The organism is Streptomyces bohaiensis, from assembly GCF_012033785.1.
GTDB classification, from domain to species: Bacteria; Actinomycetota; Actinomycetes; order Streptomycetales; family Streptomycetaceae; genus Streptomyces; species Streptomyces bohaiensis.
On sequence record NZ_JAAVJC010000009.1, the window covers coordinates 1 to 22,605 of the forward strand.

Annotated in this window: 17 protein-coding genes, 2 tRNA genes and 1 pseudogene; 17 read left to right on the forward strand and 3 right to left on the reverse strand. The window is 73.1% G+C overall.

What is annotated here, in order from left to right:
* Positions 1–518: pseudogene (locus tag HCN52_RS02445) on the forward strand (hypothetical protein); the annotation flags it as partial.
* A 394-nt stretch (positions 519–912) separates the two neighbouring features.
* Entirely contained in the window at positions 913–2,166 is a 1,254-nt protein-coding gene (locus HCN52_RS02450; protein WP_168086665.1) for an SCO2583 family membrane protein, read from the forward strand.
* A 174-nt stretch (positions 2,167–2,340) separates the two neighbouring features.
* Here the strand turns inward: HCN52_RS02450 and HCN52_RS02455 are convergent, their stop codons facing one another.
* Complete coding sequence (locus HCN52_RS02455; RefSeq protein ID WP_168086666.1) at positions 2,341–3,642, reverse strand: M48 family metallopeptidase; 1,302 nt, start codon at positions 3,640–3,642, stop codon at positions 2,341–2,343.
* A gap of 131 nt (positions 3,643–3,773) precedes the next feature.
* Here HCN52_RS02455 and HCN52_RS02460 point away from each other — a divergent pair, with 131 nt between their 5' ends.
* From HCN52_RS02460 to HCN52_RS02520, 13 genes are all read left to right on the forward strand, one after another.
* Positions 3,774–3,926: a hypothetical protein gene (locus tag HCN52_RS02460; RefSeq protein ID WP_168086667.1), complete on the forward strand. Its 153-nt coding sequence runs from the start codon at positions 3,774–3,776 to the stop codon at positions 3,924–3,926.
* A 28-nt stretch (positions 3,927–3,954) separates the two neighbouring features.
* Positions 3,955–4,593 (forward strand): nicotinate-nucleotide adenylyltransferase, encoded by a 639-nt coding sequence (gene nadD / locus HCN52_RS02465; RefSeq protein WP_168086668.1) that lies wholly within the window; start codon positions 3,955–3,957, stop codon positions 4,591–4,593.
* Between the two features lie 29 nt (positions 4,594–4,622).
* On the forward strand, positions 4,623–6,593 hold the full coding sequence (locus HCN52_RS02470) for an LCP family glycopolymer transferase (protein ID WP_312876496.1): 1,971 nt from the start codon (positions 4,623–4,625) through the stop codon (positions 6,591–6,593).
* Positions 6,594–7,010: 417 nt separating this feature from the next.
* Complete coding sequence (gene rsfS / locus HCN52_RS02475; protein ID WP_168086669.1) at positions 7,011–7,463, forward strand: ribosome silencing factor; 453 nt, start codon at positions 7,011–7,013, stop codon at positions 7,461–7,463.
* Positions 7,460–8,107 carry a histidine phosphatase family protein gene (locus HCN52_RS02480; RefSeq protein ID WP_168086706.1) on the forward strand — a complete coding sequence of 216 codons (648 nt, stop codon included), beginning with the start codon at positions 7,460–7,462 and terminating at the stop codon, positions 8,105–8,107. The genes rsfS and HCN52_RS02480 overlap by 4 nt, the downstream gene beginning before the upstream one ends.
* 508 nt (positions 8,108–8,615) lie before the next feature.
* The gene (locus tag HCN52_RS02485) at positions 8,616–8,849 is read left to right on the forward strand and encodes a hypothetical protein (protein WP_167931795.1); all 234 of its coding nucleotides are present in this window, start codon (positions 8,616–8,618) and stop codon (positions 8,847–8,849) included.
* 498 nt (positions 8,850–9,347) lie between these two features.
* A tRNA-Ala gene (locus HCN52_RS02490) sits at positions 9,348–9,420 on the forward strand.
* Between the two features lie 38 nt (positions 9,421–9,458).
* Positions 9,459–9,531, forward strand: a tRNA-Ala gene (locus HCN52_RS02495).
* A 238-nt stretch (positions 9,532–9,769) separates the two neighbouring features.
* Positions 9,770–12,616, forward strand: coding sequence for a leucine--tRNA ligase (leuS, locus tag HCN52_RS02500; RefSeq protein ID WP_168086670.1), 2,847 nt, complete (start codon positions 9,770–9,772; stop codon positions 12,614–12,616).
* A 298-nt stretch (positions 12,617–12,914) separates the two neighbouring features.
* Positions 12,915–13,547: a hypothetical protein gene (locus tag HCN52_RS02505; protein WP_209314072.1), complete on the forward strand. Its 633-nt coding sequence runs from the start codon at positions 12,915–12,917 to the stop codon at positions 13,545–13,547.
* Between the two features lie 29 nt (positions 13,548–13,576).
* The gene (locus tag HCN52_RS02510; protein WP_168086671.1) at positions 13,577–14,422 is read left to right on the forward strand and encodes a DegV family protein; all 846 of its coding nucleotides are present in this window, start codon (positions 13,577–13,579) and stop codon (positions 14,420–14,422) included.
* A gap of 457 nt (positions 14,423–14,879) precedes the next feature.
* Entirely contained in the window at positions 14,880–15,710 is an 831-nt protein-coding gene (locus tag HCN52_RS02515; protein WP_168086672.1) for a ComEA family DNA-binding protein, read from the forward strand.
* A 306-nt stretch (positions 15,711–16,016) separates the two neighbouring features.
* Positions 16,017–18,446, forward strand: a complete 2,430-nt coding sequence (locus HCN52_RS02520) for a ComEC/Rec2 family competence protein (RefSeq protein ID WP_168086673.1) — start codon at positions 16,017–16,019, stop codon at positions 18,444–18,446.
* Between the two features lie 68 nt (positions 18,447–18,514).
* On the opposite strand, the gene HCN52_RS02525 is transcribed toward HCN52_RS02520, so the two are convergent.
* Positions 18,515–18,760 (reverse strand): hypothetical protein, encoded by a 246-nt coding sequence (locus HCN52_RS02525; RefSeq protein WP_168086674.1) that lies wholly within the window; start codon positions 18,758–18,760, stop codon positions 18,515–18,517.
* 47 nt (positions 18,761–18,807) lie between these two features.
* On the opposite strand from HCN52_RS02525, the gene holA reads away from it, so the two are divergent.
* Complete coding sequence (holA, locus tag HCN52_RS02530) at positions 18,808–19,815, forward strand: DNA polymerase III subunit delta (RefSeq protein ID WP_168086675.1); 1,008 nt, start codon at positions 18,808–18,810, stop codon at positions 19,813–19,815.
* Between the two features lie 342 nt (positions 19,816–20,157).
* On the opposite strand, the gene rpsT is transcribed toward holA, so the two are convergent.
* Positions 20,158–20,424: a 30S ribosomal protein S20 gene (gene rpsT, locus HCN52_RS02535; protein WP_167968120.1), complete on the reverse strand. Its 267-nt coding sequence runs from the start codon at positions 20,422–20,424 to the stop codon at positions 20,158–20,160.
* 284 nt (positions 20,425–20,708) lie between these two features.
* Here rpsT and lepA point away from each other — a divergent pair, with 284 nt between their 5' ends.
* On the forward strand, positions 20,709–22,574 hold the full coding sequence (gene lepA / locus HCN52_RS02540) for a translation elongation factor 4 (protein ID WP_168086676.1): 1,866 nt from the start codon (positions 20,709–20,711) through the stop codon (positions 22,572–22,574).
* Positions 22,575–22,605 lie beyond the last annotated feature (31 nt).

Sequence of the window (22,605 nt, forward strand, 5' to 3'; positions counted from 1 at the left end):
CCGCCGGGGCCCGCCGCACACCCGCCGCCGTCCCCGGCCGGTCCCCGGGAGGCCGTGCGGCCGGTCGGCACAACGGCAGCGGCCCCCTGGCACCGGCCGGCCGCGCGGGACGGTGGCAGCGGCCGGTGGCGTGCGTGCTCGCCATGGTGATGGGGCTCAGCGTCGTCGCGTTCGCGCTGATCGCCGTGCAGCGCGCCGGTTCGACCCAGCGCGTCGACCGACCCCTCACACCCCCCGTGAGCGATCCGGGCGAGGACGACGCCGAGCTGCTCAAGAGCGGTGAGACGGCCCGGACCACCGGCACCGCCGACCTTCCGGCGGCCGGACCGGACGCCCCCGCCCCGTCCGACGCCCTTGCCCCGTCCGACGCCCCCGGCCCGCCCGGCACCTCCGAGCCGGGCCCGGACGCCGCGCCCGCCACTGACGGCCGTGCCCCCGCCCCGCCGGACGGAGCCGTGCCCGGCACGCCCGACCCCGGCACCGCCGGGCTGCCCGAGCCCGCCGCCGGCACCACCTGACCCCGCAGCCCGGCCCGATGGCCGAGCAGGCCCCCGATCCCCGGTGGTCGGCGCGCCACCCCGCGAACGCCACGTGCCCCTGTGCGGACCGCGTGCCGCCCCCGCCGGCCGGCGCGTCCGAGCAGACCCCTGCCGGAGCGGCAGGGAACGGCCTCCGTGCGGCGGGGCCCGGACACGCCGGCCGCAGCGACCGCGACCGCTGCGACCGCAGTACCCAACGAGGGGCCCGCGCCCCGACGCTTGCCGCGTCGGCGCACTCCGGCGCGCCCCCTGCCGTGCCGGTCACCCCGCGCGCCCGGCACGGCGCGCGCGTGGCGGGCCCCGCACCCCCGTCCCGCGTACCCATGGACCGGCGGGGCTGTCACCGGCGGCCCGCTCGCCCTACTCTGAATCCGTGACGGCTGGGCGTTCGGACCCTCCAGGAGGGGCCGCCGGGGAGGTCCCCGACCACGGGGACGACGAGTTCCGTGCGACCGTCTTCGACGAGTCGTTCGTCCGGGCTGCCTCCCTCCAGGAGCACAGCGCCGCCCAACGCCTGGAACCGGGCACCGTTCCGGTGCGGCCGCGGACCCCGGAGCGCCGCTCCGGCCAACGCCCCGACCGACGGCAGCCCCGCAACGGCCTCGCCGTCGCCGCCGTCCTGGTCACCGCCGTCCTCATCGCTGTGTTCCTCGGCAACAGCGGGCTCCGGCCGACCGTCCACCGCGGCGCGGAGATCGTCCCCGCCGGCAGCCTGCTCCCGCTGCAACCGCCCGGCACCGTCCCCGACCAGGACACCGGCGACCCGTACGTGGGCTCCGTCGCCGACAACTACGGCACGGCCCTGATCCTGCCGGAGGCGGCCGCCGTCGGCGACTGGGACCGCGACCAGGTCATCGATGCCCTGATGCTCGCCCGGCGCTACGTCACGGCCAGCAGCCTCACCCCCGACGTCCTGGTCGCCGGTGCCGTCGCCCCCGTGCGTGCGCTGCTCACCCCGTTCCAGCAGCAGCGGATGGACCGCGCGCTGCGCCCCGGCCCCGCCCCGGCACGGGCGTCGACCTTCCTGGTCCGGTTCGCCCCGGGCACGGTCGAGCTGGCCGGGGACGGGCCCCGGGTCGAGGGGACGTTCACCGTCGAGCAGGCCCCGGGGCGCCTGACGGTCCTCGCACGCCACCGCTTCGCCTACGCGCTCGTCCCGGCCGACGACCCGCGGGCCGCCCCCTCGCTGTTCCGCCTCCACCGCGAGGTGGTCCTCAGCTTCGGTGAGGCCGAACTGGCGGCGGGCCAGGTCTCGCTGGAGAGCGTCACGGCGACCGCGGGCCCACTCGACTGCGCAGACCCGGCCGACGCGGCCTCACTGCGCCCGCTGCTGGCCGGCCAGCGCGCGGCGGGCGCGCCGCAGGACACTTCCGGCACCGGGGCAGGGGACGACCCCGACCCCACGCCGGGGGCGGGAGCAGGGGAGCCCTCGGCGGAGGCGAGCCCGGGCGCCGCGCCGCGCACTGCGCCCGATGAGCGACCGCCCGTCGCCCCGGGGGCGGACGGGAGCGGCGACCACCCCGTGGAGCAGGGCCCGGCCGGTGGTTCGGAAGCCCCGGACGGGCTCGACCCGCTGTCGCTGCCCGCCACCGGTGCCTCGCTCTGCGGCGTGCTCGCCGACGGGTGACGGAGGGCCGCCCGCCTTGTGCGGTCCCCGGAGGGCCCGCCCCGGAGTACCGGCCCCGGAGGGCCCGCCCTGGAGGACCCCGCACCGCACTGCGCTCCGCCGGCCGCGAGCGGCGAGACCGAGGCCGCCGGCCCCGACGTGGCCCGGGGGCACGGCCGCGCCCGTCCGACCGGGTCAGCTGCCGGAGCCTCGCCCCTCGCCGGCACCGCCCGGCCGGTCACCGTCGGAACGCCCCTCGTCCCGCCGGTCGTCCCCGTCCTCCGTACCGCCGTCCGTGCCACCGCCGGTCCGCGCGTCGCCGGTCCGCGCGTCGCCGGTCCGCGCGTCGCCGGGACGCGGCCGCCCGGCTCCCCGCGCGAAGTCCCGCAGCTTCCCGCCGAACTCGCCCGCGCCGGAGGCCACGTCGGTGACCAGCCGCATCAACGGGTCCTTGCTGGTGCGCACCGCACCGGCGTAGTGCGCCGCGGACTCCTTGACCGAGTCGGTGACGCGCGACTGCGGGTCCTCGTCGCGGCGCGGGTAGTGCCCGTGGCAGAGCCGCTGGTAGTCCCGGGTCTTCGCCCACCGGTTCAGTTCGGCGGCCCGCACCGCGGCGAACGGGTGAGTCCGCGGCAGGACCGTGAGGATCTTCAGCACCGAGTCGCGGACATCCCCGCCGGCCTCGTACTCCTCCGCCTGCTTCAGGAACGCGTCCACGTTCATGTGGTGCAGGTTGTTGCCGCCGGCCAGCTTCATCAGACCGCGCAGTGAGGCGTCGAGATCCTGACCCACCAGCAGGCCCGCGCGGTCGGCCGAGAGCTCGGACTTGCGGAACCACTCCCGCAACGCCGACACGATGGCCATGATCGCTATGTTCCCCAGCGGGATCCACGCCACCCGGACCGCCATGCTGGTGAGGAACAGCAGGATGGTGCGGTACACCGCGTGACCCGACAGGGCGTGACCGACCTCGTGGCCGATCACCGCCCTCATCTCCTCCTCGTCCAGCAACTGCACCAGGCCGGTCGTCACCACGATGATCGGCTGGTCCAGCCCGATGCACATGGCGTTGGGCCGCGGGTCCTGCGTGACGTAGAACGGCGGGACCCGCTCCAGGTCCAGGATCTCGCAGGCGTCGACCAGCATGTGGTGCAGCTGGACGAACTGGTTCTCGTCCACCCGCACCGAGTCGGAGAGGAACAGCAACCGCAGGCTGCGCTCCGGGATCATGCCGCTGAGGACCTTGAAGACCGTCTCGAATCCGGTCAGTTTCCGCAGCGACACCAGCGCCGGCCGGTCCGCCGGGTGCTCGTACGCGCGCGACGAGATCCCCGGGTACCGGCGGCGGACCCGCGCGGCGCCGTCGGCCGCGTCACCCGCCCGGCCGCGCTCCGCGCCGGCCGTCCCGTCGTCCGGCGCCGCAGGGCCGGCGCCGTCGCCCGCCCCGCCCCTGCCCGGCTCGTCCACGCCGCCCCCTGCGGGTTCCTGCTCGCTCATCGGGTCCCCCTCCGTCGTCCGTCGCGCCCACTGCACCCCATCCGCAGCGGTGGGGGCAAGAGGTCGCCGAGATCGGCTGCGCTTACGATGACCCTACGTTCCTGGCCACCCTCATCCCGATTGGTCGTCGCATGATCCTCAGCAGTGCCGTCGTCGCAGCCGCCACCCTCGCGGAGGGCGACGGCCCGAACAGCTCGCTCAACCCCTACATGGTCGGTGGGCTCGTCCTCGCCGCGCTCCTCGTGCTGCTGTTCATCACCATGCTGCTCAACCGGGACCGCTGAACCCGTCGGGAGCGGCTAGGGTCTGCGCATGGGAGACCACACGGACCACATAGCGTCGGTGCACCGGAGGCGCCGGCTCGGGGTGATGGGCGGAACCTTCGATCCCATCCACCACGGCCACCTGGTCGCCGCCAGTGAGGTGGCGTCGCGTTTCCACCTCGACGAGGTGGTGTTCGTCCCGACGGGCCAGCCGTGGCAGAAGAGCCACCGCGCCGTCACGCCCCCCGAGGACCGCTACCTGATGACGGTCATCGCGACCGCGTCCAACCCGCAGTTCTCGGTGAGCCGGGCCGACATCGACCGGCCGGGCCAGACCTACACCACCGACACGCTGCGGGAGCTGCGCCAGCAGCACCCGGATGCGGACCTGTTCTTCATCACCGGCGCCGACGCGCTGGGGCAGATCCTGACGTGGCGTGACGCCGGCGAACTCTTCGCCCTGGCGCACTTCATCGGTGTCACCCGGCCCGGGCACCCCCTCGCCGACCCGGGCCTCCCCGACGGCGGGGTCTCGCTGGTCGAGGTCCCGGCCCTCGCCATCTCCTCCACCGACTGCCGGGCCCGCGTGGCCGCCGGTGAACCGGTCTGGTACCTGGTACCCGACGGAGTGGTGCGCTACATCAACAAGCGTGAGCTCTACCGGACCCCGCCGGTCCAGACGAGCTGATCCGGCCGCGAGGGCGAGAGGGCGAACCGGTGAACGACCGACAGCACCCGTACGGCGAGGTGTACGGCTACGACGAGTACGGCCGCCCGCTGTACCGGCAGCCGGACGGAGCAGGGTACGACTACGGCTCCTACGCCGCTCCGGGACAGTCGGAGGCCCCGCCTGCCGGCCCCGGCCACCACGGCGACCCCGGCGGCGCCCACCAGCCGCCGTACGCCGGGCCGAATCCCTACGCGACGGACCCCGCGGGGTACGCCGATCCGGGGGAGGGATACCGGGACCCCGGCGGCTACGGGGCGCCGCAGCAGGGCGGCTACGGGGGCGCCGCCGATCACCACGGCGGGTACGGCGCGGGCCCCGGCGCCTTCGGCTCGCCCCCGGAGCCGGGGTACTACCAGCACCCCGGCCACGACCCCTCCCGCTCCACCACCGGCTACGCCGAGCCCTCAGAAAGCTACGGCGCACCAGGTCACCACGACGACCCCGCACGGTATCCCGGCGGCCCGCACTCCTCGCAGGACGCCGGGCAGCACCCGCCCGGCGTACCGCAGCAGTACGACTACGGCCGCCACTCCGGCGGTGCGCCGACCGAGGGCGGCCCCGCCGAACCGGACGCCGCCCCCACGCCCCCGGGCGGCAGGCGGGCCGCGGACGGCGGCACGGCCGAACAGCCCGCGGTCGAGACGCCCACCGGAGCGGTCCCCGGCCCGCGGAACGCGGCGTCGGACACGGAGCGCCGCGGGCGGGCCCGGGGCGACGACCACGGCGGCGACGACGAGTTCGCCTTCGTCGAGGAGACGAACGACGACTCCGAAGAAGTCATCGACTGGCTGAAGTTCACCGAGAGCCGCACCGAGCGCCGCGAGGAGACCAAGCGTCGCGGGCGCAGCCGCCGCAACCTCCTGGTCATCGGGCTGGTCCTCGCGGTCATCGGCGGCGCGGGCTTCCTGTGGGCCACCGACCGCCTGCCGTTCCTCACCGGACCCGCCGCGGAGGAAGGCGCCGCCGACGTCGCCGAGTCCCGCGACGTGATCATCCTCCACCTGCGGGAGACCGGCGGCGACACCACCTCCACCGTGCTCCTCGTCGCCAACGAGACCACGGGTGAGGCGACCACCCTCCTGCTGCCCAACGCGCTCTCCGTCTCGCCCGACGGCGGTACCACCACCCTCGGCCAGGCCGTCCTCGACGAGGGGGCAGCCTCCGTGCGCGAGGCGGTCGGCGCGCTGCTGGGCGCCGACATCAAGGGGACGTGGCGGCTCGACACCCCCTACTTGGAGAACCTCGTCGACCTGGTCGGCGGCGTCACCGTCGACTCCCCGACGCCGGTGCCACCGGACGCCGACGAACCGACGGTCGAGGCCGGTGAGCAGAGCCTCGACGGCCGCAGCGCCGTCACCTATGCCGTGCACCGCGCCGACGAGGAACCGCAGGACGCCCAGCTCCAGCGTTTCGGGCAGGTCATGAGCGGTGTGCTGCAGAAGCTCCCGGCCGGCGAGCACGGGGCGCGGCAGGTCGTGGAGAACCTGGCGCAGATCGCCGACCCCTCGCTCTCGGAGGGCGAACTCGGCGCGAGCCTCGCCCAGCTCGCCGAGATGGCGCAGGGCGGCGACCACACGGCCACGCTGCTCGTCATCGAGGACGACGGGACCGTCAGCGACGAGGTGGCCGACACCGTGGTCGCCACCGTACTGGGCGGCTCCGTCAGCAACGCCGACGTCTCCGACAGCCCCAGAGTCGCGCTCCGCGACGCCGCCGGCGGCGACGGCGCCGGGGAGAGCGCGGCCGTCAGGCTCGTCAACGGCGGGTGGGTCATCGTCGACAGCAAGCCCGCCGACCCGGTGGAGCAGAGCGAGGTCCGCTACGGCTCCGAGGCCGCCGCCGAAGCCGCCCTCGAGGTGGCACGCACCCTGGGTGTCCCGGAGGACCGCGTCACCCAGGCCGAGACCCCCGGCAACGCGGATGTGCTGGTCGTCATCGGCGAGGACTACGCCGACTGAGATACGGCGGGGCGGCCGGACCGCCCCGCCCCACCCCGGCCCGGCCCGGGTGTGCCCGCCCCGGCCGGGGTCTCTCCCGTCCCGGCAGGGGCCCCGGTCGCATCCGCCGCCGTCCGGACTCCGCCGGCCCTCGCCGGGCCTGCGCCCGCCGCTGTCGGGCCGCTCCTCGCGGCGCGTCCCACTCCCAGCCCTCGCCCCACCCCGCGGGCCCGTCCCGGCACCTACCGGAGCCGTGGCGGGTGCCGGTGGGCGCGCCCGGACCGACGCGGTGCGGGACGGCCCCCGATCGCTCGCCGCCCCGGACGTCCCAGCCCTCCCGGCAGGGGTCGCAGGCGGGCGGCAGGAGCGCCCGGAGCGGGCGCGGCGCGGCATGAGACCCTGGATCGGTACCCGATCGACCGTGGAGACTGCTGACCCGTGACCGCCACCGACCACGCCACCGAGCTGATCTCCGTCGCCGCCCAGGCGGCGGCCGACAAGCTGGCGCACGACATCATCGCCTACGACGTCAGCGACGTCCTGGCGATCACCGACGCCTTCCTGCTGGCGTCCGCCCCCAACGACCGCCAGGTCAAGTCGATCGTCGACGGCATCGAGGAGCAGCTCCAGACGCAGCTCGGCATCAAGCCGGTGCGGCGCGAGGGGGAGCGCGAGGGCCGCTGGGTCCTGCTCGACTACTCCGACATCGTCGTGCACGTCCAGCACTCCGAGGAGCGGGTCTTCTACGCCCTCGAACGGCTCTGGAAGGACTGCCCGGAGCTGCCCCTGCCCCCGGAGGCCCTCGCGACCCGCGGCCGCGGTGCCGAGGCGGCGGACGCCGCCGGTGCGAGCGCCGACGACGAGGGACGACCGGGCGGTGAGCTGAACTGAGCAGCGAACCCGCCGGCCGTCGCGTCGTTCTCTGGCGCCACGGCCAGACCGCCTGGAACCTGGAGCGCCGCTTCCAGGGCACGACGGACATCGCCCTGACGGCGGAGGGGGTGGCGCAGGCCCGCCGTGCAGCGGCCCTCCTGGCGCGCCTCCGTCCCGACGCCATCCTCTCCTCCGACCTGTGCCGCACCGCCGACACCGCGGCGGAGCTGGCGTCCGTCACCGGGCTGGAGGTCACCCACGACGAGGCGCTGCGGGAGACCTACGCCGGAGTGTGGCAGGGCCTGACGCACGACGAGATCCTGGAGAAGTACGGCGAGCAGTACGCCGCCTGGAAGCGCGGCGAGCCCGTCCGGCGCGGTGGCGGCGAACTGGAGACCGAGGTCGCCGACCGGGCCGCGCCTGCGGTGGAGCGGGCGGTGTCCCGGCTCCCCGAGGACGGCACCCTGATCGTCGTCTCCCACGGCGGGACGATCCGGACCACGATCGGGCGGATGATCGGTCTCGCCCCGGGCAGCTGGGAGGCGCTCGGCGGCCTCGCCAACTGCAGCTGGTCGGTGCTGGGCGAGCACGAACGCGGCTGGCGGTTGCTGGAGCACAACGCCGGCAGTCTCCCTGAGCCGGTCATCGGCGACGACACCTGAGAACCGGGGCGGGGGAGGGCCGGAGCGGCACCACGCCGTGACGGCCCCGCTCCCCACCCGCTCACGCGCTCACGTCAACCCCGCTCCCGCCACGCCCTCCTTCGTAGGGAACTCCGGTAGCGACCGGCACCGGCAGGCCGGTGCGCCGGTGCCGCAGGGCGCCGGCGACGCAGCCGGCGCGGGTCGCCCGAGGGGCGCCGAGCCGAAGGGGGCGGCGTCCGGGGCGCGCGGCGGCCGATGGGGACGCCGCATCGGTGTGCGGCGTACCGGGTGTGCGGCCGGGGTGCGAGGACGCCGGTGGTGCTCCCGCGGTTGTATCGATCACGTCTCCATGCAACTCGCGCGGGAATTCCCGCTTATGGGGCGGCGCTTGCCATGGCAGAATCGCAAAGGCTCCACCAGGCCGACCGGGAGGGGGACCCGGAGAAGCCTCGCGACGACCTCACGACGATGACGGAGGCTGCCACGTGCGCATGGTCCGCAACCGAGTCCGGGGCTGATCGGTGACATGGGTGCACACAGCCGGAAGTGTGATTGGTGCGGGAGCGGGACTCCGATCGTCCGCGACCTCGAACCCGTGAACGACTCCTACCAGTACTGGTGCGTCGAGTGCGCGCGCGCACTGATCATCAAGGGCGACCCCATCGAGGTCTACCGCGAACTCGAGGGCGAACCCATCTACGGACGTCTGTTGGACGAGCACTGCGCACTCAAGCGGTTCTACTCCTTCGCCAGCGCCTGATCCCACACCGTCGGGCCGACGAGGTCGGCCCCCGCTCCACGGTCACTCTGCTCCGCCCGCCGCGCCATGCAGCGCCGGCGGGCGCCGTCGTCCTGTCCGCGCCTCCGGTCCGCGGGGACGCCAACGGGACGGGGGCACGGGCAGCGGCGGGGCGCGGCGCGGTCCGATGACTCCCGACGCGCGGCGGGGACCCGCTGAACGCCGTGCGGCCGCGGCCCGGTACGGCTCGCGTACGGACCGGGCCCCTCGCCGTCATGCGGCCGCCATACCGCTACCGCCGCCGGGGCGACTCGACAGCGGCCGGCGGGATCCGCGGCGGCGGACCAACTGCTCGGCGGCACCGCGCGGACCGGCGGAACCGCCCGCCGATCGGGGCCCGACAGGGCGTCGGCCGGCGGGGATCAAGGATTTGGCATCGGACCCCGGGAGCCGTGTACAGTAGGCGACGCCGCAGCGCGGACCCCGGGAAACCAGAGGTCAGCGCGGCGGACCAGATCCGGGGCTATAGCTCAGTTGGTAGAGCGCTTGCATGGCATGCAAGAGGTCAGGAGTTCGATTCTCCTTAGCTCCACGGACTTCCCACAGGGAACGACGTGGTGAGTCAGGCGAGGGGCTATAGCTCAGTTGGTAGAGCGCTTGCATGGCATGCAAGAGGTCAGGAGTTCGATTCTCCTTAGCTCCACATTCTTCAGGCGGGCCGTCCGGTAGCGGGCGGCCCGCCTCGCTGTGCCGGGGGTCGCAGGTGGTGCGCTAGGCTGAGGCCATGCGTGCCGTACGCCTCCTGCTTACCGGGCCGCGCTGAGAGAGCACCGCACACCCCGCCACCAGACCGGCGGGCCGGCGGCATCAGCGCGGCGTCCCCTCCTGAGCGGGGGGCTTTTTGCTGTCCGGGGCAGACACAACGATGGAGCCACACAACGATGACCCAGATCCACAAGTACGGAGCCGAACTGGCGGCGGACATCGAGGCACGCTGGCAGGACTACTGGGAGAAGCACGGCACCTACGAGACGCCGAACCCGTTCGGTGACCTCGCCGGCGACGCGGAACTGGCTGCCCGCCCCACCAAGTTCGTGATGGACATGTTCCCGTACCCCTCGGGCGCGGGCCTGCACGTCGGTCACCCGCTCGGGTACATCGCCACCGACGTCTACTCCCGGTTCATGCGCATGACCGGACACAACGTGCTGTACACCCTCGGGTTCGACGCCTTCGGCCTGCCCGCGGAGCAGTACGCCGTGCAGACGGGCACCCACCCGCGGGTCTCCACCGAGGCGAACATCGCCAACATGAAGGCGCAGCTGCGGCGTCTCGGCCTCGGCCACGACAAGCGCCGCTCCTTCGAGACGATCGACCCGGGCTACTACAAGTGGACCCAGTGGATCTTCCTCCAGACGTTCAACTCCTGGTACGACGACGAGGCGCGCCGCGCCCGACCGATCGCCGAACTGGTCGAGGAGTTCGAACAGGGTCGGCGCGCCCTGCCGGAAGGCCGGAGCTGGGCCGAGCTGAGCGAGCGGGAACGCGCCGACGTGCTGGGCCGCCACCGGCTCGCCTACGCCTCCGACGCGCCCGTCAACTGGTGCCCCGGCCTCGGCACGGTGCTGGCCAACGAGGAGGTCACCGCCGACGGCCGCTCCGAGCGCGGCAACTTCCCGGTCTTCAAGGCCAAGCTCCGCCAGTGGAACATGCGGATCACCGCCTACGCGGACCGTCTCCTGGACGACCTCGACGCGCTGGACTGGCCTGAGGCGATCAAGCTCCAGCAGCGCAACTGGATCGGTCGCAGTGAGGGCGCCCGCGTCGACTTCCCCACGACCACCGCTGACGGCGCCGACGAGACCGTGACGGTCTTCACGACCCGGCCCGACACGCTGTTCGGCGCCACCTACATGGTGCTGGCCCCCGAACACCCGCTGGTCGACCGCATCGCACCGGCCGCCTGGCCCCGCACGACCCGCGAGCCGTGGACCGGCGGGCACGCGACGCCCGTCGAGGCCATCACCGCCTACCGCGCGCAGGCGGCCGCCAAGTCGGATGTCGAGCGCCAGGCGGAGTCCCGGGAGAAGACCGGCGTCTTCACCGGCGCCTACGCGGTGAACCCCGTGAACGGCGAGTCCGTGCCCGTCTTCGTGGCGGACTACGTCCTCATGGGATACGGAACCGGCGCCATCATGGCCGTGCCGGGCCAGGACCCCCGCGACTGGGACTTCGCCACGGTCTTCGACCTCCCCATCGTGCGGACCGTCCAGCCGCCCGCCGACTTCGACGGCGGCGCCTACACCGGCGACGGTCCCGCCATCAACTCCGCCGGAGCCGGAGTCGACCTCAACGGCATGGGCGTCGAGGAGGCCAAGCGCACCGTCATCGCCCACCTCGAAGCCACCGGCCTCGGCGAGGGCACCATCAACTACCGGCTGCGCGACTGGCTCTTCAGCCGCCAGCGCTACTGGGGCGAGCCCTTCCCGATCGTCTACGACGAGGACGGCATCGCCCACGCGCTCCCCGAGTCGATGCTGCCACTCGAACTGCCCGAGGTCGACGACTACGCACCGCGGACGTTTGACCCCGACGACGCCGACACCGAGCCCGAGACCCCGCTGTCCCGCAACGAGGAATGGGTCCACGTCGACCTGGACCTCGGCGACGGTCGAGGGGTGCGCCGCTACCGCCGCGAGACCAACACCATGCCCAACTGGGCGGGCAGCTGCTGGTACGAGATGCGTTACCTCGACCCGCACAACGACACCGCCCCGGTCGACCGACGCATCGAAGAGCACTGGATGGGCCCGCGCGCCGACCGGCCGCACGGTGGCGTCGACCTGTACATCGGCGGTGCCGAGCACGCCGTCCTCCACCTGCTGTACGCCCGGTTCTGGTCCAAGGTGCTGTTCGACCTCGGGCACGTGTCCGCGGCGGAGCCGTTCCACAAGCTCTACAACCAGGGCATGATCCAGGCCTACGTCTACCGCGACGAGCGGGGCTTCCCGGTGCCGGCAGCCGAGATCGAGGAGCGTGACGGCGGGTACTTCCACGACGGCCGCCCCGTCCGCCGCGAGCTGGGCAAGATGGGGAAGTCGCTGAAGAACGCGGTCTCGCCCGACGAGGTCTGCGCGGAGTACGGCGCCGACACCCTGCGCCTCTACGAGATGGCGATGGGCCCGCTCGACGTCTCGCGGCCCTGGGACACCCGCGCCGTCGTCGGCCAGTTCCGGCTGCTCCAGCGGCTGTGGCGCAACGTCCTGGACGAGGAGACCGGCGAGGTCACGGTGGTCGACACCGCGCCCGACGAGCCGACCCTGCGTGCGCTGCACAAGGCGATCGACGGCGTCTCCCGCGATCTCGAGGCGCTGCGGTTCAACACCGCCATCGCCAAGATCACTGAGCTGAACAACCTCGTCACCAAGGCAGCCGTCTCCGGCACCCCCGTCGCCCGTGAGACCGCCGAGACGCTGGTGCTGCTCATCGCGCCGCTCGCCCCGCACGTCGCGGAGGAGCTGTGGCAGCGCCTGGGTCACAGCGACTCCGTCGTGTACCACCCCTTCCCCGTCGCCGACCCGGAGCTCGCCGCCGACGAGAGCGTCACCTGCGTCGTGCAGATCAAGGGCAAGGTCAAGGCACGCATCGAAGTCGCGCCGTCCATCAGCGACGCCGACCTGGAGGCCGTCGCACTCGCCGAGCCGGCCGTGATCCGTGCTCTCGACGGAGCTCCGGTGCGCAAGGTGATCGTGCGGGCCCCCAAGCTGGTCAACGTCGTTCCCGGCTGACCGCACGGTCCTGGACCCGCCGACCGGCGGGTCCAGGACCGCGCCCGCCCTCCGGTCGGCTCGGCCTCACCGGGCGCAACAGCTCACCCGCTGCGGGGCTCGGCCGGTGCCCCAGCCGGGGCCCTCGTCGCGCGTCCACTTCCCGGCTCCCACCGCCGCGGGCGCGGAGAACCATGCCGGTACGCCTACCCTGGACAGGACGCGAGACGGGCCGGGCCGGCCTCCGGTCGCGCCCCGACTCCACGTCGTCGGCGCGCGACGGTTCGCGAGACACGAGGGAAGTACCGGAGGGGCAGTCATGGAGATCGTGCTCGGCGTGCTGGTGGTGTCCTTTCTGCTGTTCGTCTTCCTGGCGGTAGCGGCCGTCCGCGCCGCCAAGCGGGGGATCGAGCGAGCCGGGGCGCAGGCGCGCCGCACCTTGGGGGACGCCACCCTCAAGGCCCGTGCCGCCCAGCCGGGCGCCGTCGGGGAGCTCGCTCGCCTCCGCAGAGAGCTGCGCGGTTCCATCGACGCCACGCGGGGAGCGCTGGAGTCCGGCTCCCGGGACGACCCCTCGCTGCGGGAGGCACTCGACCTGCTGGACCAGCTCCACGGGCACGCCCGCAGGGTCGACGCGGAGCTGGGTGAGCTGATGCAGGGCGATCCCGACCGGGCCCGCATCGCGGTGCGCCTTCCCGACCTCCGTGAACGGAGCGCCCGTATCAGGGGCTCCGCCGACGCCCTCCGCAACGCGGCGCTGGACCGGGCGCACCACTACGACCGTGGCGAACTCGACTCACTGCACCAGCAGATCGAAATCGAGGCGAGCGCCCTGCGGCACTGGTCACCGGCGGCACCGGCGCCGGAACCCGAGCGTGAGCTGGACCCCGAGACCGAGCGGCGCCAGCTCTTCCGCCGTCGGGGGACGGGCCGTGAGACCGGGTCGGAGTAACCCGCGGCCCTGCCGTATTCTCCGGTTCCATGCCACGTTCTGTCGCTGTCGTCACCGACTCCACCGCCTACCTGGAGCGGGCCGATGTGGACCGCCACGGGATCGTCTCCGTCCCGTTGACCGTCGTGGTGGACGGCGCACCGTTGGAGGACGGCACCCCCGAGGCGGCGGCCGCGCTCGTGCCGGCGCTTCGCTCGCGGCTCGCGGTGACCACCTCCCGCCCCGGCCCTGAGCTGTTCGCCCGTGCCTACAGGGCCGCGGCCGAGGCGGGCGCGTCCGCCGTGGTCTCGGTCCACCTGTCCTCCGAGATTTCCGGGACGTGGGACGCCGCCGTCGTCGCTGCCGAGCGGGCCACGGTCCCGGTCCACGTCGTCGACAGTGGGACGATCGCTGCCGCGCTCGGGTACGGCGTGCTCGCAGCAGCCGAGGCCGCGGCATCCGGAGCCTCCGCGGAGGCCGCGGCGGAGGCTGCCCGTCGCCGAACTGCGGCCAGCCGAGCCCACTTCTACGTGGACACCCTCGACCACCTCCGACGCGGTGGCCGCATCAACGCGGCCCAGGCGCTGTTCGGGTCCGCTCTCGCCGTGAAGCCGTTGCTGGAGATGAGGGACGGGCGGATCGAGCTCCGCGAGAAGGTCCGCACGGCGGGACGGGCCCTTGCTCGCCTCGAGGAGCTGGTGGTCGAGCACGCGGGTTCGACCGAGGTGGACGTGGCGGTCCAGCACCTCGCGGCCCACGATCGAGCGGCTGAGCTCGCTGAGAGGCTTCTGCAGCGGCTTCCGGCGCTGGGACGACTGCAGGTAGGGGAAGTGGGCGCGGTCCTGGGGGCCCACACGGGCCCAGGGCTGGTGGGCGTCATCACGGCACCGCGATGAACTGCGCCGCGGGCGCTCCCTCGGCTGGTAGCTGCGTGCCGATCATGCCTTGGTGACGCCTGTGGTGGTGCGAGGTCCATGCTGCCCCACCCCGAGCGCTCTGCGTGAACGAGTCACTCGAACGAGTGGCCGAGTTATCCACAGTCGGCTGCTTGTCCACAGGAACGCTCCATGATCACCGAAGGCCGCGAGGAATCTCCTAGGGTCTCGCGCCATGACCACGCGAAGCCCCTCGGAGACCCGGGGACCAGGGCGCGGCGGCCGTCGCCGCCGTGCCGCAGCAGACCTGACCCGCGCCCGCACCCGTGCCGCTGCTCTGCTGGTCGGGACGGAAGGCATCGAACCGCCCGACGGAGACCGGGGGCGTTCTGCTCACGGCGCTCTGCCCGCGGGAACGGACGACCGTGGACACCCCGCGCCGGTCCCACCGGGCCACGGCACGGAAGCGCCCTTCGCCGTGCCCGATCCCGCGTCCTTCGCGAAGGACGACGACGCGGCGCTCCCCACCGGAGCCCGCGCGGAGGGCGCAGCCGACCTGCCGGCCGACGACCCGGCCCCGCCGCCGAACAAGCTTCCCGTCGCCCTCCGGGCACGGCTGGCGTGCCAGGACGCGCTCAGCGGCTGGGTCCTGCCGCGGTGCGGCGTCGAGCCGCGCACCCTGGCTGCCGCAGGGGTGGTCCTCGCCATCGCCGTCGGCTTTGCGGCGCACCACTACTGGACCGGGCGGCCGCAGGACGTCACCCCCGGCGACGCTCCGGCCGTCGCCGTGTCCGCTCCCGGCCCCGAGCCGACGAGCGCCTCCGGTCCTCCCTTGGAAGTCGACCTCGGCGCCGATCGCGACCAGACCGCCGACTCCTTGCTGGTCGTCGACGTCGCCGGGGACGTCGTCGAACCCGGGCTCCGCACGCTCCCACCGGGGTCCCGAGTGGGCGACGCCATCGACGCAGCCGGTGGCCCCACTCCCGGCACGGAAACAACTCTCATCAACCGGGCACGCCCGCTCACCGACGGAGAGCACATCCTCGTCGGAGGTGACGGCGACGGTGTCGATGCCGGCACCTCCCCGGCCCCGCCGCTGCCGGGATTCGACAGCCAGGGCAAGGTCCGCCTCAACACCGCGACCGCCGACGACCTCGAAGAACTCCCCGGCGTGGGCCCCGTCCTGGCCGGCAACATCGTGGCCCACCGCGAGCAGCACGGACACTTCACCTCCGTGGACCAACTGATCGCGGTCTCCGGCATCGGAGAGACCCGTCTCGCGGACCTCCGGGATCGGGTGGTCCTGTGACCAGGCGCCTCGCACAGCCCCTGGGGCCGGCGACCGGGCAGCCCCTCGTCCGCCGCAGCGACCGACACCGGTACCGCGACGAGCCGGGCGCGCGAGTCCCGTCCCCACGTGCCGGACAGCGCGCCCGCCCTGCCGACGCATCGAACGCCATCCGCCTCTCGGTGACCATCACCGTCGTCATCGCCCCGGCCGAGGCGCCCTCGCCCCGCCGACGGCGCCCGCGATGGGAGCGTCGACCCGACCGCACCCCGTCGCAGGCCTCGCCGACCGCCGCGCCCCCCAGCCGCTCCACCGGGACGACCAGCCATGCACGAAGCGCGAAACTCTGCCCGGGGCGTGCGGGAGATCCCTCCGAGGCCCGGGGAACCGCAACCACTCGATCTCCGTCTCGTGCCTCCCGCGATCAGCGCCTGGACGGCGGCAGCGCTGTGCCTCCACCTCCCGGCCGCGACCGCCGTCCCGCTGCTCGCGCTGGCGTGGCTGGCGGCATCGGTACTCGCGGTCCCGGCGCTGCGCAGTCGTCGGACCGGGACCGTCACGGCGACGTTGGCGCTGCTGGCAGCAGCGGCCGGGGGGACCGCCGCGGGGTTGCACGTGGCAGCAGCCCGCTCGGGGCCCCTCCCGGCCCTCGCGGAACGGGAGGCCTTCGTGGAGATCGACGCGACGATCACCGGCGACCCTCGCACGGCCCGCCCCAAGCCGGGAGCCTGGACCCGACCGCTGCTGGTCACAGCGACAGCGGACCGGCTGACCACCGCCGAGGGGGATTCCACGGAAATCCGTACCCCGATCCTGCTCATCGTCTCCCGACCCCACGAGGCCTGGGCACACCTTCTGCCGACCACCCGGCTGACCGTCACGGGTCGCGCCGCGCCACCGACGGGCAGCGGAGCGGACGTAGCAGCGGTCCTGTTCGTCCGGGGCCCGGAGCCCCCACAGACGTTCGGCGACCCCACGATGGTCCAGCGGCTGGCAGGCGCACTCAGGGAGAGACTTCGCGAAACCGTCGCCGACCTCCCCGCCGACCCCAGGGGACTCCTTCCGGCCCTGATCGTCGGGGACGCCTCCCTGATTCCGGACGACCTGGACGAAGCCGTACGCGCCACCGACCTGACGCACATGATCGTGGTCTCCGGCGCACACCTCTCACTCCTGCTGGCCGTGGTGATCGGGTCACCGACGACCGCGTCCCGGGCGGAGCGCGGCGGTCTCGTGGCGAGGCTCGGCCTCCCACTGCGCGCCACGGCAGTCCTCGGCGGAGCAGTGGTGATCGGGTTCGTCATCCTGTGCCGTCCGGGCCCCAGCGTGCTGAGGGCCGCGGTCTGCGGCGGGATCGCCCTCCTGGCCGTCGCGACGGGCCGCCGGCGATCCCTGCTCCCGGCGCTCGCGGCGGCGACGCTGCTGCTCATCCTCTACGACCCGACCCACGCCGTGTCCTTCGGATTCCTGCTGTCGGTACTGGCGACGGCGGCCCTCCTGATCATCGCCCCGCCCTGGAGCCTGGCGCTGCAGCGCAGGGGAGTCCCGCCACGACTGGCCGAGGGGCTGGCGGTCGCGCTGGCCGCGCAGCTGGTGTGCGCCCCGGTGGTGGCGGTCTTCTCCGCGAGAGTCAGCCTGGTGGCGGTCCCGGCGAACCTTCTCGCCGAACTCGCCTTCGCTCCGGTGCTCGTCCTCGGCTGGGCGGCCATGATGGTGGCGCCCGTGTCCCTGCCGCTCGCCCAGGCGCTCGCGTGGCTGGCGTCCTGGCCCGCACGCTGGATCGCCACCGTCGCTCGGACGGGAGCGTCCCTGCCTGGCGCGGAGTTTCGATGGCCGGACGGCTGGTGGGGCGCGTCCCTGCTCGCGGGCCTGAGCCTCGCGCTCATCGTGCTCGTGCGCAGGCTGCGGCGCCGCCCGTGGACAGCGGCCCTCTGCGTGCTCCTGCTGCTCCTTGCCCTGCTGAGACCGCAACCGTTGGAACGGTGGCTGACGGGCTGGCCTCCCCCGGACTGGAGAGTGGTGGCCTGCGACGTGGGTCAGGGAGACGCCACGGTGCTGGCGGCGGGCCCGGGCCGGGCCGTGGTCGTCGACGCGGGTCCCGACCCGAAAGCGGTGGACACCTGCCTGAGGGCCCTGGGGGTGCGCCACGTCCCCGTCGTCGTGCTGAGCCACTTCCACGCCGACCACGTCGCCGGCCTGGCGGGAGTGCTGGAGGGGAGATCGGTCGGCGTCATCCGAACGACCGCGACCCGGCTGCCGGAGTCACAGGTACGCGAGGTCGAGGCGACCGCCGCGGAGTTCGGCGTGCCCATCGAGGAGGCGGCAGCCGGCGACACGGGATCCGCGGGACCGGACCTCACCTGGGACGTGCTCTGGCCTCCGGCGGGCGAGTCGATGCCCAACGCGAACGACGGCAGCGTGACCCTGCTCGTCCGCACCGCGGGGCTGACCGTCCTGCTCCCCGGCGACCTGGAGCCGGCGGCACAGCAACGGCTGCTCGCCTCCCGTCCCCGACTCCCACCCGTCGACGTCCTCAAGGTGCCTCATCACGGTTCGGCCTACCAGGAGGAGGCTTTGCTGCGGGGGCTCGCACCGCGGTGGGCGATCGTGTCGGCGGGGGAGGACAACTCCTACGGTCACCCCGACCTGACCACCCTGGCCACCTTGGAGCAGATCGGCGCCACAGTGCTGCGCACCGACCTGCACGGTTCGCTGGCTCTGACACCGCGCGGCGCCACGGTCGTCCCGACCGGATGACGCTGCGCCTGGTAGTCCCGCGGTTTCCCAGCACCTCCGCTGCCGTGGGAGTGGGCGCCGCCCACGGGTCAGTCCCGCTCCAGCCAGCCACCGTGCGTCTCCGCCATGCCGGCCAGCCCCGCTGCGTCGAGTGCCTTCCGCGGGTCCTCCAGGACGACGAGCCACTGTGCGTCCTCGGCGTCGTCCTCACCCGCCAGCGCCTCGCGGTGCACCTCCGGCTCGACGCCCGGAGAGCAGAGGTCGGCGCACTGCTCGGCCACTGCCTCCGCTGCGTCGCGATCGGGCAGCACCAGGATGTGTCGTACGTGGGTCACGCGCACCATTGTCCCCGCTGTCGTAGGGCCGTGGGATGCTGACCCCGATGGCAGGGAAGAAGCAGACCACAGGTAAACGCGGCGAAGACCCGCTCGCTCCGGTGACAGTGGCAGTCGGACAGGAGGAGCTGCTGCTGGACCGCGCTGTGCGCGAGGTCGTCGAGGCCGCCCGCGCGGCTGACCCCGACACCGACGTGCGGGACCTCCCGCCCGGTACGCTGCAGCCGGGCGTGCTGACCGAGGTCACCAGCCCGTCTCTGTTCGCGGAGCGCAAGGTGGTCGTCGTCCGCCAGTCGCAGGACCTCGGGGCGGACACGGTCAAAGAGGTCAAGAACTACCTCTCCTCACCCGTGGAGGAGATCTCGCTGGTCCTCCTCCACGCCGGCGGGGCGAAAGGGAAAGGGCTTCTCGACGCGGCACGCAAAGCGGGCGCCCGGGAGGTCGCCTGCCCCAAGATGACCAAGCCGGCAGATCGCCTCGCGTTCGTGCGCAACGAGTTCCGAGGCACCGGCCGGAGCGCCACGCCCGGCGCCTGCCAGGCGCTGGTGGACGCCATCGGCAGCGATCTTCGCGAACTCGCCTCCGCCTGCAGCCAGCTCGCCGCGGACGTCGACGGCCCCATCGACGAAGCGGTCGTGGCCCGCTACTACACGGGGCGAGCCGAGGCGTCGAGCTTCACCGTCGCCGACCGTGCGGTGGAGGGCCGCACCGCGGAGGCCCTCGAGGCGCTCCGCTGGTCCCTGGCCACCGGCGTCGCGCCCGTCCTGGTGACCAGCGCCCTGTCGCAGGGGGTCCGCGCCATCGGCAAACTCGCTGCCGCTCCGCGACTCTCGCCCGGTGAGCTCGCCCGCGAACTCGGCATGCCCCCGTGGAAGATCGACCGCGTACGGCAGCAGTTGCGGGGATGGACACCCGACGGTGTCGCCGCTGCCGTCCGGGCCGTTGCGGAGGCCGATGCCGCCGTCAAGGGCGGCGGCGACGATCCCGCCTACGCGCTGGAGAAGGCGGTCGTGACCATCGCCACCGCTCGGGCGACGGGCGTCCCCCGGAGCTGACCTCGGCGCTCGGACGGGCCACTGCCGGTGGGCATGCCACAGGCAGAGTGAGTGGCGTTGGTTGCGCCCCGCAGCGCCCCGGCTTCCTGCGCCCTGCTCGTCACGACGACAGCGAGCTGCTGTGGTCCTCTGCCCGTGCCGCATCTCGGAGAGCCCCGCGGGGGAGGGAGAAGAGGGAAAACCGAAAGCCCCGCGCTGCTCGGGGAGAGCGGCGCGGGGCCCGGTGCACTTCGGTTGTCGCACCGCACCCACGTGGCGAACGTCGGGCGTGTGCGGTGCGTGGACCGCCGACCGGAGCGGAGAGAGGGGCCGCTTGTTCCGACCGGCGGGTCAAGCGGTGGTTCAGGCCTTGAGGGCGGCGACCTGCGAGTCCAGCGCCGACTTCTTGTTGGCGGCGTTGTTCTTGTGCAGAACGCCCTTGCTGACGGCCTTGTCGAGCTTCTGGCCGGCGATGCGCGCGGCGGCGGCGGCCTTGTCGGCGTCGCCGGAGGCAATGGCCTCACGGGTGGCGCGGACGGCGGTCTTCAGCTCGGACTTGACCGCCTTGTTGCGCAGGCGGGCCTTCTCGTTGGTCTTGATCCGCTTGATCTGGGACTTGATGTTCGCCACGAATGAGCCTTTTCAGGTTCGGAAGAGTCACTGGTGTGGTGGGTTCACGCGTCGGAGTCGATCTGCCCGACCCGGTGTCCACCGGTGCCCCCGACCGGAACGGTCGGCAGCACAGTCGGTCAGACTACCAGCGGGCCGGGGGCCGGTCACAATCGGCGTCGCGAGAGCGCCCCGGGGGAGAGGGGCCGCTTCCCCGGCGGACCGTTGTCCGCCCGGCATGGGACGATGGGCCCACTCAACGCCAGTGCCCCGAATCATCGAGCCTTCACCGGACAGGACCCCGCGTGCCCGCGACGACCCTTTCGAATGCGCCGGAGCCGAGCCGCACCGACCCGGCCGTTATCCGCAACTTCTGCATCATCGCGCACATCGACCACGGCAAGTCCACGCTTGCCGACCGGATGCTGCAACTGACCGAGGTGGTCGAGCAGCGCCAGATGCGTGCCCAGTACCTCGACCGGATGGACATCGAGCGGGAGCGCGGCATCACGATCAAGTCCCAGGCGGTTCGCCTGCCGTGGGACCTCGACGACACCTCGCACATCCTCAACATGATCGACACCCCGGGGCACGTCGACTTCACCTACGAGGTCTCGCGTTCCTTGGCCGCGTGCGAGGGGTGTGTCCTTCTGGTCGACGCCGCCCAGGGGATCGAGGCGCAGACCCTCGCCAACCTGTACCTGGCGATGGAGAACGACCTCACCATCATCCCGGTGCTCAACAAGATCGACCTGCCGGCGGCGCAGCCGGAGAAGTTCGCTGCCGAGCTCGCTCACCTCATCGGCTGCGACGTGTCGGACGTGCTGAAGGTCTCCGCCAAGACGGGCGAGGGCGTCGCCGAGCTGCTGGACGAGGTCGTCCGCAAGGTGCCGGCGCCCGTCGGTGTCGCGGATGCTCCCGCTCGAGCGATGATCTTCGACTCGGTGTACGACTCCTACCGCGGCGTCGTCACCTACGTGAAGGTCGTCGACGGTCGCCTGGGCAAGCGGGAACGCATCCAGATGATGTCCAGCGGCGCGACGCACGAGCTGCTGGAGATCGGTACCAACTCGCCGGAGATGACCGCCGCGGCGGGCCTCGCCGTGGGGGAGGTCGGCTACCTGATCACCGGCGTGAAGGACGTGCGTCAGTCCCGGGTCGGCGACACCATCACCCTCTCGAAGGGCGGCGCCACCGAGGCACTCGGCGGCTACAAGGACCCCAAGCCGATGGTGTTCTCCGGGCTGTACCCCCTGGACGGTTCGGACTACCCCGACCTCCGGGACGCCCTCGACAAGTTGCAGCTCAACGACGCCGCGCTCACCTACGAGCCGGAGACGTCCGCGGCGCTCGGCTTCGGGTTCCGGGTCGGCTTCCTGGGCCTGCTGCACCTCGAGGTCGTTCGGGAGCGACTGGAGCGCGAGTTCGGCCTGGACCTGATCGCGACCGCCCCGAACGTGGTCTACGGCGTGACGATGGAGGACGGCAGCGAGTACACCGTCACCAACCCGAGCGAGTTCCCGTCGGGCAAGATCGACGAGGTGCGGGAGCCGGTGGTCCGCGCCACGCTGATCGCCCCCAGCGAGTTCATCGGGGCGATCATGGAGCTGTGCCAGACGCGGCGCGGTTCGCTGCAGGGCATGGACTACCTCTCCGAGGAGCGGGTCGAGCTGCGGTACAGCCTGCCGCTGGCCGAGATCGTCTTCGACTTCTTCGACGCCCTGAAGTCGAAGACGCGCGGTTACGCCTCGCTGGACTACGAGCCCACGGGCGAGCAGGCCGCGGACCTGGTCAAGGTGGACATCCTGCTCCACGGCGACAAGGTCGACGCCTTCTCCGCGATCGTCCACAAGGACAAGGCCTATGCCTACGGCGTGCGGATGGCGACCAAGCTCCGCGAGCTCATCCCCCGGCAGCAGTTCGAGGTGCCGATCCAGGCCGCCGTCGGCTCCCGGGTCATCGCCCGTGAGACGGTGCGGGCCATCCGCAAGGACGTCCTCTCCAAGTGCTACGGCGGTGACATCTCCCGTAAGCGGAAGCTGCTGGAGAAGCAGAAGGAGGGCAAGAAGCGCATGAAGGTGGTGGGACGCGTCGAGGTGCCCCAGGAGGCCTTCATCGCAGCGCTCTCCTCGGACTCCGACGGCCCGTCGGACGCCAAGAGCAAGAAGTAGCAGTCCGGGCGGCGGGCGCCCGGCCGGGCGC